We start from the raw sequence: 18,915 nt of genomic DNA, 5'->3' as shown, positions 1-18,915 counted from the left end.
GACCCGTCCGGATTCGCCCCGACTCGAGGACGTATGAGTGCAAGCCCCACATGGCGGCAAGCACCTATTCGAATCCTTCAGAAAGGAGAAAACTTATGGCAAAGCACAAGCTTCGCATCAATGTCACCGACGACGCGCCAGATGACTCGCTAGTCTGGCTCTAATAGTCATTTAACCTGGATTTCCGATTACGCCAATGAGTCACCCAGTGTACCCCCTCTCGCGAAAAACTACTCCCGCTACACAAAAGTATCCATACTAGCGTGGAGGTAACAATCTACTACCTCATTTGAATACAAAGATGTGAGCGCATCTAACTCCCTCAGGAAGTCGCGTTTTACTTGGTCAAGTACGGTTTTTGAGAGGGCTCATGCATCTGCAGATGCGCTGAGACCGTGCTCTAGTTGGCCGGCAGACGTAGTGGCCTGCCTATCTAGTAGACTTCGTCTTGAGGGATGAGCGAGGAGATGGGTGAAGCATACGGCTAAGATATTGTCGGTATTTCTACTGGGGCTGTTGGCAATGGCTGCAATCAGTGCCATGGTCGCGAAAAGTTTACATATTTCGCTGCTGGTTACCACGTGGCCGGTCGCTGCCCATCTTCTTGCTTTTCCTTCGGCTCTGTGTGTCCTCCTGTGCAGCACAGGACTTGCTGTTGCGGCTATTTCATGTTGGTGGAAACGAAAAAATGGCGCCATCCAAAGGTTCTGGATTGTGTGTGCAGCAGCCAGTGTCGTTAGCGGTCTACTCTATGGGGCACTCGCTGTTGAACCAGCACCTCGCATCGATTCGGGGCAAACACAGCAAAGTGATATTACTGTTTTCGAATGGAATGCGCACGATTCTGCTGATGTAGACCAGTTTGAAGAAATTTTCAAACGATTCGACCCTGACATTCTCGTACTACCAGAGCTTGGCGATTACCCCACCCCTGGTGGAACACGCCTGTCAAACCTGCTCAATGACGCAGGTGAAAAATCCACGGATTACTCTATATTCACCTCACAGTCGCAAGGCGGGATAGCACCATTAACGGTAATGATAAAGAAGTCCTTGGGCGAATACACGGTTCAAGATACGGATTTAGCTACCTATGGGTCCCTTATCTTAACACCGAGCACCCCAAACTCTGCATTGCCAGTAATTATCGGTGTGCATACTGCGCCCCCACTGCCTGGTCTCATGGATTCGTGGCGTAGCGATCTTAAACGTATCCAGAGCCATCTTTCGTCTAGCGACCATAAACGAGCCATTATTACAGGTGACTTCAACGCGCAACTCCATCATGGCGCACTAGCCTCCCTTACCCACTACCATGAGGTCAAGCCTTGCACACTAGGTGGTACTTGGCCCAGAAGTGCCCCACCTGTTTTTCGCAGTCAAATCGATCATATTCTGACTCCGGATACGGTTTCCGTTAGGGCTACGCAATTTTACGAAACGAAGAAATCAGATCACATCGCCTTGGTCAGCACCCTCTCGTTTTAACTAACCAATTTGCGTGCCAGCACTTCTCGCTCACTGGCGGGAAGTGCTTTTTCATATCCGATACGGAGAACGTATGCGCTCGTTTATTTCTTCCGGCCGGTTGTTGATCACGACTTAAGTTATCCAACGCTAGGATCTTGAGGATAGACAAGCACTTTGGAGTAACCCAAGCTAATATCGCCGTTGAGGAATTCCCGCTTAACTGGGCCGCCACTGCTCAGCCAAGCGGGAATCTACTCGTTCACATGACTAGTGCTGTTTCACCACGTCGTAAGTGACGCCAGCGTCGAAATGGCTCAAACCACCAACGCCGCGCAGTGACTTCTTGAGTTTCTGCGGATCAGTCACCACGAGTCCGGATAACCCATCCACTCCTTCCTCAAATAAGGCGGCCGCCAAAGGAGTAGTAGGCCCCAAAATCACTACCCTCGCATTCTCAGAAAGCTGCAATAATCGCGGCGCCGTACGGTTCGCAAACGTACTTCCAGTAATGAACACGTAATCCTGGTCAGCAAGAACATACTCGCTTGCCGGATCTGGATAATCACCTTGCCATGGTTTGCGCTCCAACACGGTGAGCTCACGCGCCTGGCTTAACCGGTTTTCAACCCCCGGAAAGTGCCCCACTACCGCCACCCGCTTACCCACAATATCCTGAGCGTAAACAGCAAACGCATCATGCTCGCGAGCATTCGGATGTGGGGTAAACGACTTCAACGCATCAGGTGTGTTATACCAAGCGTTTATCGCCGCCATCCCCACCGAAGCTTCGGGCGCATTCCAACTCTTCACCAGTTGCGCAACCGAATGTAGAGGCTTACCAATTAGCGAATCATCCGCCGTCAGCTGTGGTCGCGTTCCAAAATCCGTGTTCATCGCCAGCCCAACAGATCCCGAACTGGCATGCACCTGCGTCCAAGAACGACCGACCTGATAGTCCTCAACAATAACGTCATCATCGATCGGGTCCAACAGGCGGTCATACAGGTACCACGGGTTACTCATGCAGCCTTCTTTTCATGAGAATCACCTGAATCGTGGGAATCACCCGAAGTACCCAACAGATCCGCCACTTCCTCATCCGTCAAATCGTGACGATACATGAGTTTGTAGAAATGCTTAACCTCTTTCTCCATGTCGTAATCAAACACGTCCGGGTAAAGCATGTTCCCAACCCAGCGGATCCCAATCAGACGGTTCGGCCCCGGTGGGCGGCCCACCCAGTTGTAAGGCGTATCCGGAATCCTGTAGTAATCCCCATTCTGAATAGCTTTAAGCCCGCTCCAAGTCGGATCACTCGCAACCGAATCGTAAATCGAATCTGGTCCAAAGAAAATCGCATCCGGATTCCACGCAAGCACCTGCTCTAACGAGACCGTGCCGCCACCCTGCTGCTTATTAGCCACCTCCGGGGTGGCCACCACATCGGCTCCAACCATCTCAAAAATCTGAGCGTGAATCGTACCCGCAAGAATCGTGGACAAACCATCTTCGCGTTCACCCACGTAAACCTTCTTGTGGTCCTTAATCTTCTTCACCCGATCCTGCGCATCCTGCAGAACCTCATCGGAATACTTACCGAGCTCTTCCCCGCGTTCTTCTTCACCCAACAGCTTACCCATGGTGCGGAACGCAGACGGATTCTCTTTAATGTTCCCATCAATTAGGACAACCGGAATCCCGATTTGTTCCTGCAGTTTATCCAGATCCTTCTTGTAGTCCTCATCCCACTCGCCAACATCAATCACCACTTGTGGTTTAGCAGCCATCAACGCCTCGCGATTAAAGTCACCAGACTTACCGTAGAACTTACCGTACTCGGGCAGGTCCCAGTACTTCTTATCCATGTACTCGCGAGCTTCCACCACCCGATGCACAGCCAGTAACCACTAGGGCCAAACCAGCCATAAGAGCGGCTAACTGCCGCCACTTTCGGTGTAACTTCATCTCCTCTTTCCTCTCGTTAACTGTGCTGGAATACAAACATTTGTAGAAACCTCCGTGCCTTGCACACGGATCGCCGCTACCTGCACGTCAACTCCGTACAGGTCACTTAAAGTCGTTTCAGTCAGTACATCACTAGGCTTGCCGGCCTGCACGAAACTATTACGCCCCAACGCCACTACCTCGTTTGCAACTGTGAACGCTTGCGTCGGATCATGAGTAATAAAAATAATCGTGTACCCAGATTCACTCAGCCGTTGAATCCGCTGCAGAACCAACACTTGATTCCCAAAGTCCAAACTCGCAGTTGGCTCATCCATCATGATTAGCTCCGCCTGCTGCGCTAACCCACGGGCAATCACAACCAGTTGCCGCTCTCCCCCACTGATCTGCGTGTAATCGCGCTTAGCTAAATGCGAAATCCCCATGTTCGCCAATGCGCGGCGCGCTACCTCAAACTCTCCTTCCCCAGGCGAAGCCAGTTCATTCAAATGCGGGTTCGTCCCCATAACCACAAAATCTTCGACCGTAAATGGAAATGGTGGAATATGACTTTGAGGCACGTACGCGACTTTACGTGCAAATTCTTTCGCCGAGTACTGCGACGCATCCTTGCCACTTACCTCGAAACTGCCCGAAAGAGGTTTCAGCAGGCCCAAGAGGGTCTTGAACAAAGTGGTTTTACCGATCCCATTTGGCCCAACTATGCAGGTGATTGATCCGCGTTTAATCCCGAGGGAAATGGGGCCAATAATTGGGTGCCCAGGCTTGTATCCGCACACTAGTTCGCGCGCTTGAATAATCATACAAACCCCTTTTGAGCGCGGAACAACAGGACGCAGAAAAAGGGTGCGCCCACAATCGCCGTGAGAATACCGAGCGGCACCTCGACGGTGAACAAAAGCCGAGCAACCGTGTCGACAAGCAGTAAGAAGGAAGAGCCCAACAGGATGGTGGCGGGCATGAGCCGCCCGTAGTTAGACCCCACCAGCATGCGCGCCAGGTGCGGCACCACCAGACCGATCCACCCAATATTGCCGCTCACTGCCACCGAAAGTGAGGTCAGTAGCGTGGCGCAACCAATGATTAGCCACCGGTACACAGCCACGTTCACCCCCAGCATTTTCGCTTCCTCATCCCCAAGGGAGAGGAGGTTAATCTTCCACCTCACCAGTTGCAGGACGAGCATTACGGGTACGAATAACCACAGGATCTTTAGGTCACTGAGCTGCGTGCCCGCGAGCGAACCCATCAGCCAGAACGTGATGGCCGGTAGTTTTGTTTCCGTATCAGCTACGAATTTCAGCAGTGAAACAAAGGCGTTGAACAGGCTGCCGATGAGCATCCCGCACAAGATGAGGGTAATGATTGTGTTTGCGCGGCGCACGAGTAGTCCGTTGAGAGTGGCTACTATTATCACGGCCAGCAGCCCGAACGTGAATGCGACAACCTGTATTCCCAGGCTAGAGATGCCAACGAAGATTGCGAGCGCAGCACCGAAGGAAGCACCAGACGAGGCGCCCAGCAGATCTGGCGAGACCACTGGGTTTCGAAACAAACCTTGGAAGGCCGCGCCTGCGGAAGATAGTGCTGCGCCAACAATCATGGCGACGAGCACGCGTGGGAGTCGCACGCGGATCAGTGCAAGCTGACCGGCGTCCATCGGAGCACCGGTTAGATATGCGCTAGTTGCGTCGTATAGGGATCCTAGGCTCACTGGATAGCGGCCCACGGATAAGGCAAGCATGAAAACGATAACCGGGCTGACCCACACCAAAGCAGTCCGGGCACGGCTCATTATCAGCTCCTCTTCCTTTACGTTTTCTGGCTCGTACTATGTTGTGTGACCACGTGCGGATGGTTAGATAACCTTAGCCCAGTTAGAACAAGTACGCCCACAGATAACCTGGCCGCATGTGCGCCTTATATATTAACCATAGCAAGATTGTGCAGACGCTTTTACCGCGTTTCTTCCGTTCCTGCTGTGGTGAGCGCGCGGAAAGTTTCAAAGCGCGCAGGCCACGTTTCGTGGTTAGAGTGGAAAAGCATCGTTTTCAAACAGCGTCAAGGAGGAGCGGACCATGAAACGATTCGACGGCTTGGAACAGCACGATCCCAAGAAACCATCCACAACTGAAACAGGTGCGGTTAGGGAAAGTGACGCGGACTCCCTCAGTGTCGGACCAGACGGCCCACTACTGCTACACGACGTAGCGCTAGTAGAGAAGCTTGCGCGTTTTGACCGCGAACGCATTCCCGAACGCAGCCCTCACGCTAAAGGAGCGGGCGCATTTGGGGAACTAACAATTACGCACGACGTGTCTAAATACACGAAAGCCAAACTCTTCCAACCGGGTGCGAAAACGCCAATGCTCGCCCGGTTCTCAACCGTCGCTGGTGAACAGGGTTCGCCCGACACGTGGCGTGACGTTCGCGGATTCGCACTCAAGTTCTACACAGAAGATGGAAACTTCGACCTCGTCGGCAACAATACGCCCATCTTCTTCGTGCGCGACCCCATGAAATTCCCCGATTTCATCCACTCGCAAAAACGCACCCCAGACTCCGGACTGCGTTCAAACAACATGCAGTGGGATTTTTGGTCTCTCTCCCCCGAAAGCGCGCACCAAGTTGCCTACCTAATGGGTGACCGCGGAATCCCCAAGACTTACCGGAACATGAACGGCTACGGCTCACACACCTACATGTGGGTCAACGAGCAGGGCGAACGCTACTGGGTTAAATACCACTTCCTCACCGAACAGGGAGTTGAAGGACTCACCAATGAAGAAGCCGAGAAACTAGCGGGAACCGACCCTGACTTCCACCGGCAAGACCTGTTCGACGCCATTGCTCGCGGTGACTACCCCACGTGGCGTTTCGAAGTGCAAATCATGCCATACGAAGAAGCGAAGACGTACCGGTTCAACCCGTTTGACCTCACTAAAACCTGGTCGCAAAAAGACTACCCGCGGATTCCGGTGGGTCACTTTACCCTGAACCAAAACCCCGTGAACTACTACGCGCAGATCGAGCAGGCGGCGTTCAGCCCCTCAAACATGGTGCCGGGAACCGGGGTTTCCCCCGATAAGATGCTACTCGGCCGTGTATTCTCTTACCCCGACGCGCAACGCAACCGGTTGGGCACAAACTTCAACCAACTGCCTGTAAACCGGCCGATCGTGAACACGAACTCGTACGACAAAGAAGGGGCGATGCAGTTCTTCCACTCCGGAGACGCGCCGGTATACGCTCCGAACTCGTACGAACGCGCGTTCCAAGACGAGCAGGGCCCGGTTGACAACGGTTGGGAAGCGGACGGCGAACTCGTGCGCGCCGCGTACTCACTGCACGAAGAAGATGACGACTGGGGGCAAGCACACGACCTCGTGCGTAACGTAATGGACGAGGCCGCGCGCGCCCGCCTGGTCGACACCGTCAGCGGAATGCTGCTCGACGGGGTGGATGACCACGTTGCCCGCCAAGCGATCGACTACTGGAAACACATCGACACCGAAACCGGAGAGAAAATCGAAGCAAAATACACGCAGAATAAGTAACGTGCTGGCAAATGCGAAATATCCGCACACCAAGTAGTGAGTGGGCAGGCGCCAAATACAAGCAAACCAAGTAAGGTTGCAGCGAGCGCGAAATACACGCAAGCTAAGTACGGTATCAGCGAGCGCGAAGGCAGCGCTGTAAGTAGCGGCGCAGGCTCGCACTGCATATACTTCATGAATCCGGGGGCAGGGGTACCAACGCGGCCCCCGGATTCATGTGTGTTAGGGTAATTATCACGCTTTTGCGTGGGAAAATACTTTTCCACCCGATTTTGAGAGAAGGATAGTTGAAAAATATAAAGCGCTTATCCATCGCATCACTCAGTGCCATCACCCTCGCGCTCACGATGGCAGCCTGCACAACCTCAACGGATAACAAAGCAAACAGCAGCCCCTCTGCAACCAGCAGTTCAGCGCAGGCATCGCAGAGTGAAATAACATTCACCGACCAGGCCGATCACGAAGTTAAAGTCAAAGCCCCCGTCGACCGCATGGTCGTCCTGCAACACCACTCGCTCGACATTCTGGCTCAACTCGGAGCGCAAGACAAAGTGGTGGGCACCGAAGCGAAATGGGAACGCGACCTCGGTGACTACATGAAAGACGTCTTCCCCGGAATTGAAGACCTCCCCACGCCAGGCGACCTAAAATCCATGAACGTTGAGCAAGTCGCGGCCCTCAAACCAGACATCGTGATTGTCGCTTCCCAGGCGAACCCTGAGGACCTCAAGAAACTCGACTCCTTGAAGATTCCCTACGCGACCGTTTCACTGCGTGCCGAAGGGAAGCAAAAAGAAGCGCAGAACCCACGCCTGGCGAACTCTGACAAAGCGTACACCGACGGCCTCAAGTGGAGCGTTGAAACGCTAGGTAAACTAACGGGCAAAGAAGATAAGGCGAAAGAACTGTGGCAGTTCGTTGAAGACTCGCGCGACCACGTTGAAAAAGCGGTCGGAGAAGTACCCGACGACCAGCGGGTCAAAGTATTCGTCGCAAACGAAGGCGACCAAACCTACGGAAACGACAAATACGTGGGCGCCCAGCTGCTCCGCGCAGGAGCTGTGAACGTCGCTGCAGACGACATTCAAGGCTACAAACCATACAACTTTGAACAAGTTGTCAAGTGGGATCCGGACTACGTGATCGTCCAGGACCGTTACCCGGAGGTACTTGAATCCGTAAAGAACGACGCGAAGTGGCAAGCGCTGCGGGCCGTGAAAGAAGGTAACGTAATCGAAGCGCCCTACTGGACGAAACCGTGGGGTAACCCCGATACCGATTCGATGGCACTTGGTGAACCATTCTTAGCTCACAAGTTCTACCCAGACAAAGTTAGCGCCGACTACGTTAAAGAACGCGCTCAGGACTTCTACAGCAAGTTTTACAAAGTGGAGTTCAAAGGCAAAGTAGATTGAGCGTTAAACGCATAAGCGCAGTGGCAGGGTTCGTAGCCCTGCCACTCGTGCTTGCAACCATTTGCGCCGGGGTGGGCGGATACCACATTGCCCCGGGCACCATCTGGCGCTCAATCACCGACCTCGTATTCGCTCAAGATGCAGCGGACCCGCAGGCATACACGCTGCTAACCCAAGTGCGTCTACCGCGCGTATTGGGCGCAGTCGTTGTCGGAGCCGGCCTCGCGGTCTCTGGCGCAATCTACCAAGCAGTTTTCCGCAACCCACTGTGCTCGCCCTACACCCTGGGCGTATCCAACGGCGCCGGATTCGGCGCTGCCCTGGCGATCCTCACACTCGGAAGTGGACTCGCCGTTCAAGCGAGCGCCGTCGTCATGGCTTTACTCGCCGTTGGGCTCACTTTTTTATTCGCCTCCACTTCGCGCGGTAACGCCAGCGCACTGATTCTGTCGGGAATCCTCGTGGGCGCACTCTTCGCATCCCTCACAGCTCTAATCAAGTTCGTTGCAGACCCGTACGAAAAACTGCCCCAAATCATTTTCTGGCTCATGGGTTCCATCGCCTCGATCGGCCCCGATAGCCTCAAAACCACTTTGCCCGCCTACATCCTCATTCTCGTGCTCATCGCCGGATTACTGTGGCGCCTGACCGTCATCAGCGTCGATGAAACGTTCGCCCAATCCGTTGGCGTGCAAGTACGCCGCGACCGCACTATTGCGCTAATCATGGCATCGGCCTTGGCGTCACTGTGCATTTCAATCGCCGGCGTGATCGGTTGGGTCGGTATCGTCGTCCCCCACTACGCACGCATGATTGTGGGGCCACAAATGCGTGCGGTGTTTGGCGCATCCATCTCTTTAGGTGCCTCATTCATGCTGCTCATAGACCTTTTTGCCCGTACCCTGATAGCCGGTGAACTACCCGTTGGCGTGTTAACCGGGGTGGTTGGCCTCCCCCTGTTCCTACTACTCGTGTTTCGCAGAAAGATCCGGTTCGTATGATTCGCATGAGGGACGTGAGTTTCAGCTACGGCGGCCCCACTGTTTTAGAGGGCATTAACTTAGACATCAAGCGTGGCGAATGCGTGAGTATCCTCGGGCCGAACGGAACAGGTAAGTCCACGCTTATGGAACTACTGGTAGGGCACCTAAAACCCAGCCGAGGGCACGTGCTTTTGGGGAATAATCCAGTATCCAAGTGGAAAGCCCGGGAGTTCAGCCAGCAGGTTGCCTACATCCCACAAGCCCTGAACGTCACCTTCTCGTTCCAAGCAATCGAAATTGTCACCATGGGCACCACTTCCCGACTGCAATACTTACACGCCCCCGGCGCGAGTGAACGCGAACAGGCACTGGAGGCACTTTCGCAACTCGGGGTTCGTCACTTGGCGTACCGTTACTTCAATGAGCTCTCGGGTGGAGAGCGCAAACTCGTCCTATTAGCCACCGCCCTGTGCCAACGAACCCCGTTCATACTTCTCGACGAACCAACCTCTGACCTGGACCCAGCGAACGCGCACCGCCTCACCGCACTGCTGTCTGAGCTCGCGAAGCAGGAAAATAAGAGCATCGTGCTCACCACGCACGCGCCCGAAACCGTACCCGTACTGGGCGGGCGCACCATCTTCCTGGGCGGCGCCCATATCCTCGCGCAAGGAGCGGTGGAAAACACGCTGACGGCACAGAACCTCACGCAACTGTACGGCATCCCATTTGGCATCACCCGCGTTGAAGGACGGGCACTACCGTACGTTAAAGACTCAACCCTCTAACTGCCCAACCCCGAAGTTGTGCGCCAACATGCGCCAATGTGGAGGCCGATCGCCGCGAACCAAAATCGACCAGTGGCAGTTATCTGGCCCGCGTAACCCCGCCCACTCGTGCGGATCTAAACCAAGTAGGCACGTCATCGCCTGCACAATCGCGGAGCCGTGCGACACAAACAAGTACGTACCCGGAGTTTGCGCGGCCTCCAAAACCGCTTGCGCAAACCTCTCACCTACGTCGCGGCGCGATTCGATCCCCGCGTCCGCGCATTCCCCTTCTGACCGCCACTGAGAGTACCACGGACCGTAATCTGCCTGCATCTGCGCACCACTCATGCCTTCGAACACACCGAAAGCACGTTCCCGTACCCGCTTATCCACTTCCACGGGCACATCCAAGAGGTTCGCCACCCCCTGCGCGGTGTCAACTGCACGCGACAGGTCGGAAGAAATAATCCGATCCGGCTTCAACTGCGCCACCCGCGCAGCTGCGGCCCGCACCTGGGATTTACCCACTTCGTTCAAAGCAATATCAATCTGACCTTGAACTCGCCCCGCCGCATTGTAATCCGTCTGCCCGTGGCGCATGAAGATAATGCGAGTGCTCACGCGCCCACCTTCGCGGGCTGTGGCAATGGCAAACGCGAGCAGTCTGCCCACAGGCGTTCCAACCCGTAGTATTCGCGCTGCGTATCCAACTGCACGTGCACAGTTACCACCCCGAAATCCAGTAGCACCCACTGGGCTTCCTCGGCGCCTTCCACACTGGGCCTGCGCCAACCGAGCTCCACTGCCCGATCCACTAGAGCACGGGTAACCGCACGCACTTGTCGTTCGTTATCTGCTGAAACGATTAGGAACACATCGCAGTAAGCTGTGCGCTCCCCCACGTTGATAGCTACGGGGTTGATTGCCTTCATTTCTTCCGCAGCCGCCGCCAGTTCGGTAACTAAGTTTACTGTTGCCCGTTCAAGCTCCACGTACGATCCATATCTCCTAAAACTCGGTTCAACTCTTATAGAGTCCGTACTTTTGAATGTACTGTACAACCCCGTCAGGTACTAAGTACCACACCGGTTTACCGGCTTTCACTCTTTTCCGACAATCCGTAGATGATATGGCCATTGCCGGCACTTCCAGTAAAGACACTTTACTAGCAGGGAGTCCTTGTGTTCCCAACTCGTGGCCCGGGCGCGTCACCCCAATAAAATGCGCCAACTGAAACAGCTCATCCACATCTTTCCATTCCAAAATCCGCGTTAACGCATCCGCACCCGTAATGAAGTACAGGTCTGCGTCAGGACGCTGGTTATGCAGATCCCGCAGCGTGTCGATCGTGTACGTGGTTTCCCCCCGTTCAATATCAACGCGCGAAACGGTGAAGCGGTTATTTGAGGCCGTCGCAATCACGGTCATGAGGTAGCGGTGCTCCGGTGAAGTGACACGGCGCCCGGCTTTAAATGGTTGCGTCGAGGTTGGGACGAACACCACCTGGTCTAGTCCAAACACGGCCATCGCTTCTGAAGCAGCCACGAGGTGGCCGTGGTGAATCGGGTCGAAGGTGCCACCCATCACGCCGATCGACGGGCGGTTCACTTGCCCACCGCCCCTTGTGTTTGCAGCGTATTCCATAGCTCTCGACGCTTTCCTCTCGTCTTACCTGCTGCTCGGGTCCGTCCACACACCGGATTCACGTTCCGTCCACAGTTCCTCGCGGGCCGCAGCCTTCGCATCCATCTTTTCGTGGTACCGGGCCTTACGTTCCTTGCGAGTCGCCCTGCCGGAGCCTTCCATACGCGCATCAGAACCTCGAGGTCCGAGCAGCTCCGCCCCAGTTTGCAAAGTCGGTTCCCAGTCGAACACGACCCCCGATTCTGCCGGGCCAATAACCACCGGATCCCCCGGGAGTGCCCCCGCCTCAACCAGCGCGTCTTCTACTCCAGCTTGTTTCAACCGGTCTGCGAGGAAGCCCACGGCCTCGTCGTTACCGAAATCGGTTTGCGACACCCACCGTTCCACACCGGTTCCACGCACCTGGTACGCGCGCTCACCCTCCACATCAGTGGTGGTCACTGTGAAGTCCGAGCCCCTCCGACGGCCCACCGGCTCAACTTCCACCACTTCCGGCACCTGCGGTTCCGGGAGCTGGGCGCGCTGCTCGGCCACCGCGTTCGCCAGTGCGAAACCGAGTTCGCGCAACCCCTCATGGGTAACCGCTGAAATCTCGAACACGGGCCAGCCAAACGCCTCCAGTTCAGCGCGTTGCATCTGCGCCATCTCGCGCCCATCTGGAATATCAATCTTGTTGATCACAATAATTCGGGGCCGCTGTCCAAGTGGAACGTAGCCCTCAACGTCCCCTAAATCCGACCGGTACTGCGCCAGCTCGTGCTCAATCACTTTCAGGTCAGACACGGGGTCGCGTTCAGTTTCAAACGTGGCTGCGTCGAGGACGTGGACGATCACCGCGCACCGCTCGATATGGCGCAAAAACTCCAGGCCTAAACCACGGCCCTGCGCCGCCCCGGGAATCAACCCCGGCACGTCCGCGATCGTGTACCGCAATCCATCCGCGTCCACCACCCCCAGGTTCGGCACGAGCGTGGTAAACGGGTAGTCCGCGATTTTCGGGCGTGCCGAAGACATCGCTGAAATAAGCGAGGACTTGCCTGCCGACGGGAACCCCACGAGCGCCACATCCGCTACGGATTTAAGTTCCAGCGTGACGGTGCGTTCCTGTCCCGGCTCCCCCAGCAGCGCAAACCCGGGAGCTTTGCGTTTACGTGACGCCAACGCTGCGTTCCCAAGCCCGCCGCGCCCACCTTGAGCGATCACGTACCTCTGCTGCGGGGCAGCGAGGTCAGCGATTACCTCACCATTTTCCTTTACAACCGTCCCCTGAGGTACTGGCAGCACCACGTGCTCACCATTCTTACCTTCCTGGTTATCCCCCTGACCGGGAGTGCCGTTTTCTGCACTCCGATGCGGCGAACGGTGATAGTCCAGTAACGTCGTGACCTGTTCTGACACTTCGAGGATCACATCTCCGCCGTTACCACCATTTCCCCCGTCAGGGCCACCCAAAGGCTTATATTTTTCGCGGCGCACGGAGGCACACCCGTTGCCACCATCACCGCCCGACACGAACAGCTTTACGGTATCCACGAATGAAGCCATTTATATTCCCTTTCCTCCGATGCGCCCCTTGCGTTAGTGTCCATGCGCCCCTTTCGCTAGTCCCCATGCGCCCTCGCGCTATAGGCTCAGCAGCCTGGGGTCGCCGCGAATCCGCGAAGATATGATGCAAGGGTGGACGGTTGTTCCGCCCACCCTCGTGTTAAACCTTAAAGAGGTTAAACTGCAGCCGGTTCCACCACGCTTACCACGCGGCGACCACGACGGCTACCAAACTCCACGTCACCAGCAATTAGTGCAAACAGGGTGTCGTCTTTACCACGACCAACGTTCACACCCGGGTGGTACTTGGTACCACGCTGACGAACGATGATTTCACCTGCGTTCACGAACTGGCCGCCGAAACGCTTAACGCCAAGGCGCTGGGCGTTAGAATCGCGACCGTTCTTAGTTGAACCGAGTCCCTTCTTACTTGCCATCTCTTAAGCCTCTTCCTTTTAGAACCTACTTGATCCCCGTAACCTTGATCTTAGTCAAGGGTTGACGGTGACCTTGGCGTTTGCGGTAACCAGTCTTGTTCTTATACTTCACAATCGAGATCTTCGGGCCCTTCATGGGTTCGACGATCTCGGCAGTAACCTTAACTTTTCCAAGCTCATCGGCGTTGGAGGTGACTTTGTCACCGTCGACCACCATTACGGGCTGGAGTTCGACGGTGTCGCCGGATTCTCCTGCCAACTTGTCGACGACGACGACATCACCGACGGACACCTTTTCCTGTCGGCCGCCGGCCTTGACGATCGCGTAGACCACGTTGCTGCTCATCTCTTATCGATTACGAATACTTACTGCGCGTTCCTCACCACAAATTAGAAGTGGATTAAACGCACCGACGCTTTAGAATACGGGATTTACCGTTATCTTTCAAACGATTTTCCCTCAAAAAGCGCTTTGTCCGGTGTGTTATTCACCACCCCCAGTGTCGGTAGATACCACCCGCCGATGGCGCTTCTTGCGCGGACGCGTCACGGGGGAATCCTCAGCCGCTTCCACGGTCGCCGCCACCGGACGCGCGATTTTCGGGGTCGGTTTCGCATCTGCTGCCGGTGCTTCCTCCGGCGCCGACTGTTCCATGGTTACCCCGCGTCGACGTGGCTTGCGCGGCGCCTTACCCGCCTTCTCAGAGTCACTTGCTTTGCGCCCGTTCCTCAGCTTGTCCCGGTCCTCTTTCTGGCGTGGTGCTTTACCTGCTGCATCGGTCTTGTGGGCAATGCCTTCCGCCCGGTGCGAATCCGATTCCCCCTGAGTCTCCCCGTGACCGGAGTTAGACTCACTTTCCTTAGATTTCGCCCCTCCCCCGGATTTCGCCGAGGTTCTCTTGGCCTTCTGCGAGTTCTTACGGTTCTTTCGCCCGTTCTTCTTCGATTTCTCCGCGGCTCCTTCAGTGCTGTTTTCTACGGATTCTGCGTTTGCCGCCCCATTTTCTTGAGGTTGTTCATGCGCCGACGCGGTCGCTGCTGCAATCGCACTGAGTGCGCTCTTCACTTCCTCACGCTTCTGGTCCTGCTTGGAATCCGCTTGTTCACGCGCTTTGTCTTGCTCCCGGTTTTTCTTCCCGTGCTTGTTACCACGTTTGCGACTGCGCCCTTCGTTATCGTCCGAGATTTCCACCGGATGGTCGTGCACAATAAAGCCACGTCCATCACAGCACTCACATGGCGTGGAGAACGCTTCCACCAAACCTTCGCCCACGCGTTTACGGGTCATCTGAACCAGCCCGAGGGAAGTAATTTCCGTCACCTGATGTCGGGTGCGGTCTCTGCCCAAGCACTCCACCAGGCGGCGCAGCACCAGTTCGCGGTTAGATTCGAGCACCATGTCCACGAAGTCGATCACGATAATCCCACCGATATCGCGCAACCGCAGCTGCCGCACAATCTCCTCAGCGGCCTCCAGGTTGTTCTTCGTAACGGTCTCCTCCAAGGTCCCCCCGGAGCCAATGAACTTACCCGTATTCACGTCGATGACCGTCATCGCTTCGGTCCGGTCAATCACGAGGGACCCACCGGAGGGAAGGAACACCTTCCGGTCCATGCCCTTCGCCAACTGCTCGTCAATGCGATGAGCGGCGAATACGTCGTCGTCACTCTTCCAATGGCGCAGGCGTTCCACCAACTCCGGCGACAGGTCAGACACGTACTGATGAATCGTCTCCCACGTGCGCTCCCCTTGAACCGTGAGGGACTCGAAGTCTTCCGTGAACACGTCCCGCACCACCCGGACCGCGAGTTCCGGTTCGGAACGCAACAGAGTTGGTGCTTTCGGCTTGCGTTTTTCTTTCTGCTTAATCTCGTCCCACTGCTTACTGAGCCGTTCCACGTCGTCACGCAACTGCTCTTCACTGGCACCTTCCGCTGCGGTGCGCACGATCACACCGGCTTCCTTCGGCACGATCTTCGAAAGCAGTTTTTTCAAACGAGACCGTTCCGCGTCGGGAAGTTTGCGGGAAATCCCGGTCATCCCCCCACCGGGTACGAACACGAGGAACCGGCCCGCGAGCGTGACCTGACCGGTTAGCCGCGCACCCTTGTGTCCAATCGGGTCTTTTGTCACCTGCACCATGACGGTGTCACCAGATTTGAGGGCCTGTTCTATTTGCCGCGGTTTTGAGGTTACGCCCGCCGCTTCCCAGTTCACTTCCCCCGCGTAGAGCACGGCGTTGCGGCCCTTACCCAGGTCCACGAACGCAGCTTCCATGGAGGGCAGCACGTTCTGCACGCGCCCGAGGTACACGTTCCCCACCATGGTTTGCTGCGTGTGCCTGGCCACGAAGTGTTCGACGAGCAGCCCGTCTTCTAGCACCGCGATCTGGTTCAGTCCATCTGACTCGCGGATAATCATTTCACGACGCACCGATTCGCGGCGTGCCAAGAACTCCGATTCCGTAACTACCTGCCGTCGTTTTTCACGCCGGCCCTCGCGCCTGCGCTGCCGTTTGGCCTCTAGCCGGGTTGACCCTTTAACCCCTTCAACTTCCGCTACGACCTCTTCGTGGCTGGCGGTGCGGCGGCGGCGCCGACGGCGGCGGGACGTTTCTATTTCCGCCCCATCCTCATCTTCTGAATCCGAGCCGCGTTTGTTCCCTGGTTCGTCATTGCGTTCAGCACTGGCCTGTTTATCGCCGCTGTCACTGCGGTCTCGTTCGCGCCGGTTCCGGCGCCGCCCAGATTTTTGTTTCGACCCGCGCGACCTATGTTCCTCAGCGTTGTCGTCGCCCGCTTCGTCCCAGTCCTGATCTGCTCCCGCGTCCCATCCGGCGGCCACTTGCGGGGCCTGGAAAAAGATTCCTCCCGACGCGTCACTGCCCATTGGGGGCCGCCCCTGGTTGGAATTATCAGCCCCACCGGCTTCGGCCGACATGAACAGCGGGTTCATGCCAACACCTGGTGTTTGCGCCCCACTGTTTTGGAACGCTGCATTTGGCAGCGACTTATTTTCCGAATCGCCGTTTCCTTCTTTATTCACGTTATTTACTCCACACTAATTTCGAGTAGTCCAGTACCGGATCAAACTCCGCCGCCTGTCTCCAGGCGGAAACTCTGAAAGCGCTCGACGTGCACAAACACGACAGGCACGGAACGCGCCCCTACTGCCGCAACTCAGTTACGCGAACTCAGCGTCCAGGCAGTAAGCTCAACCGGCGGGGTACTCCGCTAGTTACATGCACAGTATTCCACAGATGCGCACGCAGAACCTATTGGGGAGCTCACTTCCCGCTCCGCTTCACAAAGTGCCTCAAGGGAAAAAGTGACATTAAAGGCAGTTTCTTTACCTGCATTTGATAGGACTAGGGGCCCAAAATTGCTATAAATACCGTTCCCGCAGCATTTCGGCGCCACCCGGATTTTTCCGCCAGCTGGCAGCGCCCCCGTGTTTTGCTGACGAAGAGTCAGAAATCAGCATAGAATACCATTATCCTTATTTATGAGGGTTGCGAACTAGCAACAAATAATTTTAATTAACCTATCAACTCGGAAAGGCGGACATCATGACCGTCCTCCCAGCAGCACTCGATGGAGTGCTCCTGGCACGGTGGCAGTTCGGTATCACTACCGTCTACCACTTCCTCCAGGTGCCGCTCACAATCGGACTGTCACTCCTGGTTGCGATCATGCAAACCAAGTGGCATCGTTCCGGCAATGAGGTCTGGCTCAACGCAACGCGTTTCTTTGGGAAACTGTTGCTCATCAACTTCGCACTCGGGGTTGCAACCGGTATCGTGCAAGAGTTCCAGTTCGGCATGAACTGGTCGGAGTACTCCCGCTTTGTCGGTGACATTTTCGGTGCTCCCCTTGCTTTTGAGGCGCTGCTCGCCTTCTTCCTCGAATCCACCTTCCTTGGCGTGTGGATTTTCGGTTGGGGCCGCATCTCCAAAACCATGCACCTCGTGAGTATCTGGCTGGTGGCGATCGGTACGTCCGTGTCGGCACTGTGGATCCTCGGTGCGAACTCGTGGATGCAGCACCCAGTTGGAGCCGTGTTCAACCCCGAAACTGGGCGTGCGGAACTAGATGGTGCCAGCGGTTTCCTCGACGTGGTTACCAACCCGGTTCTGTTCTGGTCTTGGACCCACGTGTTCACCACTTCAGTGCTGATCGCCGGATCGTTCGTGTGCGGTATCGCCCTATGGTGGCACACCCGCGCAGTTAACGAAGGGGACAAGGGATTCGCAAAAGCCACGAAGGTTTGGAAACCAATTGCCCGTTTCGGTGCGATCGCACTGCTAATCGGTGGGGTTGGCGTGGCGTTAACCGGCCACTTCCAGGGGCAAGAAATGGTGCGCCTGCAACCCATGAAGATGGCAGTTGCAGAAGGCATTTGTATGGACACAGAATCCGCAGCCTTCACCGTTGCATCCTTCGGGGAATGCCCGATTGGCGACGAAGGTCAGCCCACCAAGTTCATTTCCGTACCGGGCGTAGCATCGTTCATGTCCCACAACTCATTCACCGCAGAGGTCGAAGGGGTTAAGGACATTCAAGAACGCACCGTTGAGATGTTGAACGCTAACGAGTCGTTCACGTCGCGTTACGGCGACGCCAGCCAGTACGACTTCCGGCCCCCAGCCGCCCCGACGTTCTGGTCTTTCCGCGTCATGATCTTCATCGGTTTACTTTCGTGCATCACCGGTCTAGTTACCCTCATCGGGCTGCGCGGCGACAAGGTCATCAAGTCGAAGGCGATCGGTAAGGCCGCGATCTGGAGCATCCTCGCGCCGTTCATCGGTGCGTCCGCCGGCTGGCTGTTCACCGAACTGGGACGCCAGCCGTGGGTCGTGTACCCGAACTCCGCGGCTGCGTTAAACAACGACCCGGTTGGCGGAGTACTGCAGCTAACTCAGTTCGCGTCTTCCGCAACTGTTCCGGCCGGTCAAGTTTTGGCCTCCACCATTATCTTCACTCTCCTGTACGGTGGTCTTGGGGTCATTTGGATCTGGCTGATGCGTCGCTACGCCCTCGAAGGCATGCACGTACCAGGCGAAACTAAAGCCGACACTGCGGACGATTCCGCCGCACTGGCATTCGGGTACTGAGGAAGGATATAGACA

At 55.9% G+C, this 18,915-nt stretch carries 17 protein-coding genes; 6 read left to right on the top strand and 11 right to left on the bottom strand.

All coding sequences use genetic code 11. The annotated features are described in order from the left end of the window. The first annotated feature begins 471 nt into the window (after positions 1 to 471). Complete coding sequence (locus QS713_RS08760; RefSeq protein ID WP_313274584.1) at positions 472 to 1,488, top strand: endonuclease/exonuclease/phosphatase family protein; 1,017 nt, start codon at positions 472 to 474, stop codon at positions 1,486 to 1,488. Positions 1,489 to 1,737: 249 nt separating this feature from the next. Here QS713_RS08760 and QS713_RS08755 read toward each other — a convergent pair whose 3' ends face one another. From QS713_RS08755 to QS713_RS08740, 4 genes are all read right to left on the bottom strand, one after another. Next, a complete protein-coding gene (locus QS713_RS08755; RefSeq protein ID WP_313274581.1) occupies positions 1,738 to 2,493 on the bottom strand; it encodes a Rossmann-like domain-containing protein in 756 nt (251 codons plus the stop codon). Next, the gene (locus tag QS713_RS08750) at positions 2,490 to 3,365 is read right to left on the bottom strand and encodes an ABC transporter substrate-binding protein (protein WP_313274579.1); all 876 of its coding nucleotides are present in this window, start codon (positions 3,363 to 3,365) and stop codon (positions 2,490 to 2,492) included. Before QS713_RS08750 ends, QS713_RS08755 begins: the two co-directional genes overlap by 4 nt. Positions 3,366 to 3,431: 66 nt before the next feature. Beyond that, positions 3,432 to 4,238, bottom strand: a complete 807-nt coding sequence (locus QS713_RS08745; protein ID WP_313274577.1) for an ABC transporter ATP-binding protein — start codon at positions 4,236 to 4,238, stop codon at positions 3,432 to 3,434. Further along, positions 4,235 to 5,230: a FecCD family ABC transporter permease gene (locus QS713_RS08740; RefSeq protein ID WP_313274575.1), complete on the bottom strand. Its 996-nt coding sequence runs from the start codon at positions 5,228 to 5,230 to the stop codon at positions 4,235 to 4,237. The genes QS713_RS08745 and QS713_RS08740 overlap by 4 nt, the downstream gene beginning before the upstream one ends. 283 nt (positions 5,231 to 5,513) lie before the next feature. Here QS713_RS08740 and QS713_RS08735 point away from each other — a divergent pair, with 283 nt between their 5' ends. The 4 genes from QS713_RS08735 to QS713_RS08720 all read left to right on the top strand — a co-directional run bounded on the left by QS713_RS08735 (position 5,514) and on the right by QS713_RS08720 (position 10,178). Further along, complete coding sequence (locus QS713_RS08735; protein ID WP_313274573.1) at positions 5,514 to 6,992, top strand: catalase; 1,479 nt, start codon at positions 5,514 to 5,516, stop codon at positions 6,990 to 6,992. 287 nt (positions 6,993 to 7,279) lie between these two features. Then, complete coding sequence (locus tag QS713_RS08730) at positions 7,280 to 8,407, top strand: ABC transporter substrate-binding protein (protein WP_313274571.1); 1,128 nt, start codon at positions 7,280 to 7,282, stop codon at positions 8,405 to 8,407. Positions 8,408 to 8,427: 20 nt separating this feature from the next. After that, complete coding sequence (locus QS713_RS08725) at positions 8,428 to 9,408, top strand: FecCD family ABC transporter permease (RefSeq protein WP_313274569.1); 981 nt, start codon at positions 8,428 to 8,430, stop codon at positions 9,406 to 9,408. 14 nt (positions 9,409 to 9,422) lie between these two features. Continuing rightward, positions 9,423 to 10,178 (top strand): ABC transporter ATP-binding protein, encoded by a 756-nt coding sequence (locus QS713_RS08720; protein ID WP_313274566.1) that lies wholly within the window; start codon positions 9,423 to 9,425, stop codon positions 10,176 to 10,178. Here the strand turns inward: QS713_RS08720 and QS713_RS08715 are convergent. The 7 genes from QS713_RS08715 to QS713_RS08685 all read right to left on the bottom strand — a co-directional run bounded on the left by QS713_RS08715 (position 10,167) and on the right by QS713_RS08685 (position 16,832). Beyond that, entirely contained in the window at positions 10,167 to 10,781 is a 615-nt protein-coding gene (locus QS713_RS08715; protein WP_313274563.1) for a histidine phosphatase family protein, read from the bottom strand. The two genes, QS713_RS08720 and QS713_RS08715, sit on opposite strands and share 12 nt — an antisense overlap. After that, on the bottom strand, positions 10,778 to 11,152 hold the full coding sequence (gene rsfS, locus QS713_RS08710) for a ribosome silencing factor (protein ID WP_313274561.1): 375 nt from the start codon (positions 11,150 to 11,152) through the stop codon (positions 10,778 to 10,780). The genes QS713_RS08715 and rsfS overlap by 4 nt, the downstream gene beginning before the upstream one ends. A 28-nt stretch (positions 11,153 to 11,180) precedes the next feature. Further along, a complete protein-coding gene (gene nadD / locus QS713_RS08705; protein ID WP_313274559.1) occupies positions 11,181 to 11,804 on the bottom strand; it encodes a nicotinate-nucleotide adenylyltransferase in 624 nt (207 codons plus the stop codon). A gap of 24 nt (positions 11,805 to 11,828) precedes the next feature. Beyond that, positions 11,829 to 13,349: a GTPase ObgE gene (gene obgE, locus QS713_RS08700; RefSeq protein ID WP_313274558.1), complete on the bottom strand. Its 1,521-nt coding sequence runs from the start codon at positions 13,347 to 13,349 to the stop codon at positions 11,829 to 11,831. 176 nt (positions 13,350 to 13,525) lie between these two features. Beyond that, a complete protein-coding gene (gene rpmA / locus QS713_RS08695; protein WP_102215659.1) occupies positions 13,526 to 13,786 on the bottom strand; it encodes a 50S ribosomal protein L27 in 261 nt (86 codons plus the stop codon). Between the two features lie 25 nt (positions 13,787 to 13,811). Beyond that, positions 13,812 to 14,132 (bottom strand): 50S ribosomal protein L21, encoded by a 321-nt coding sequence (rplU, locus tag QS713_RS08690; protein WP_102215658.1) that lies wholly within the window; start codon positions 14,130 to 14,132, stop codon positions 13,812 to 13,814. Between the two features lie 138 nt (positions 14,133 to 14,270). Further along, the gene (locus QS713_RS08685) at positions 14,271 to 16,832 is read right to left on the bottom strand and encodes an Rne/Rng family ribonuclease (protein ID WP_446685023.1); all 2,562 of its coding nucleotides are present in this window, start codon (positions 16,830 to 16,832) and stop codon (positions 14,271 to 14,273) included. Positions 16,833 to 17,355: 523 nt separating this feature from the next. Between QS713_RS08685 and QS713_RS08680 the strand changes: the two genes are divergently transcribed. Continuing rightward, on the top strand, positions 17,356 to 18,900 hold the full coding sequence (locus QS713_RS08680) for a cytochrome ubiquinol oxidase subunit I (RefSeq protein WP_313274555.1): 1,545 nt from the start codon (positions 17,356 to 17,358) through the stop codon (positions 18,898 to 18,900). The last annotated feature ends 15 nt before the right edge of the window (positions 18,901 to 18,915 follow it).

The sequence above is a fragment of the Gleimia hominis genome (assembly GCF_032085515.1).
Classification (GTDB): Bacteria; Actinomycetota; Actinomycetes; order Actinomycetales; family Actinomycetaceae; genus Gleimia; species Gleimia hominis.
The sequence above is the reverse complement of the archived record's forward strand: the minus strand, read 5'-3'. Positions and strand labels throughout refer to the sequence as shown.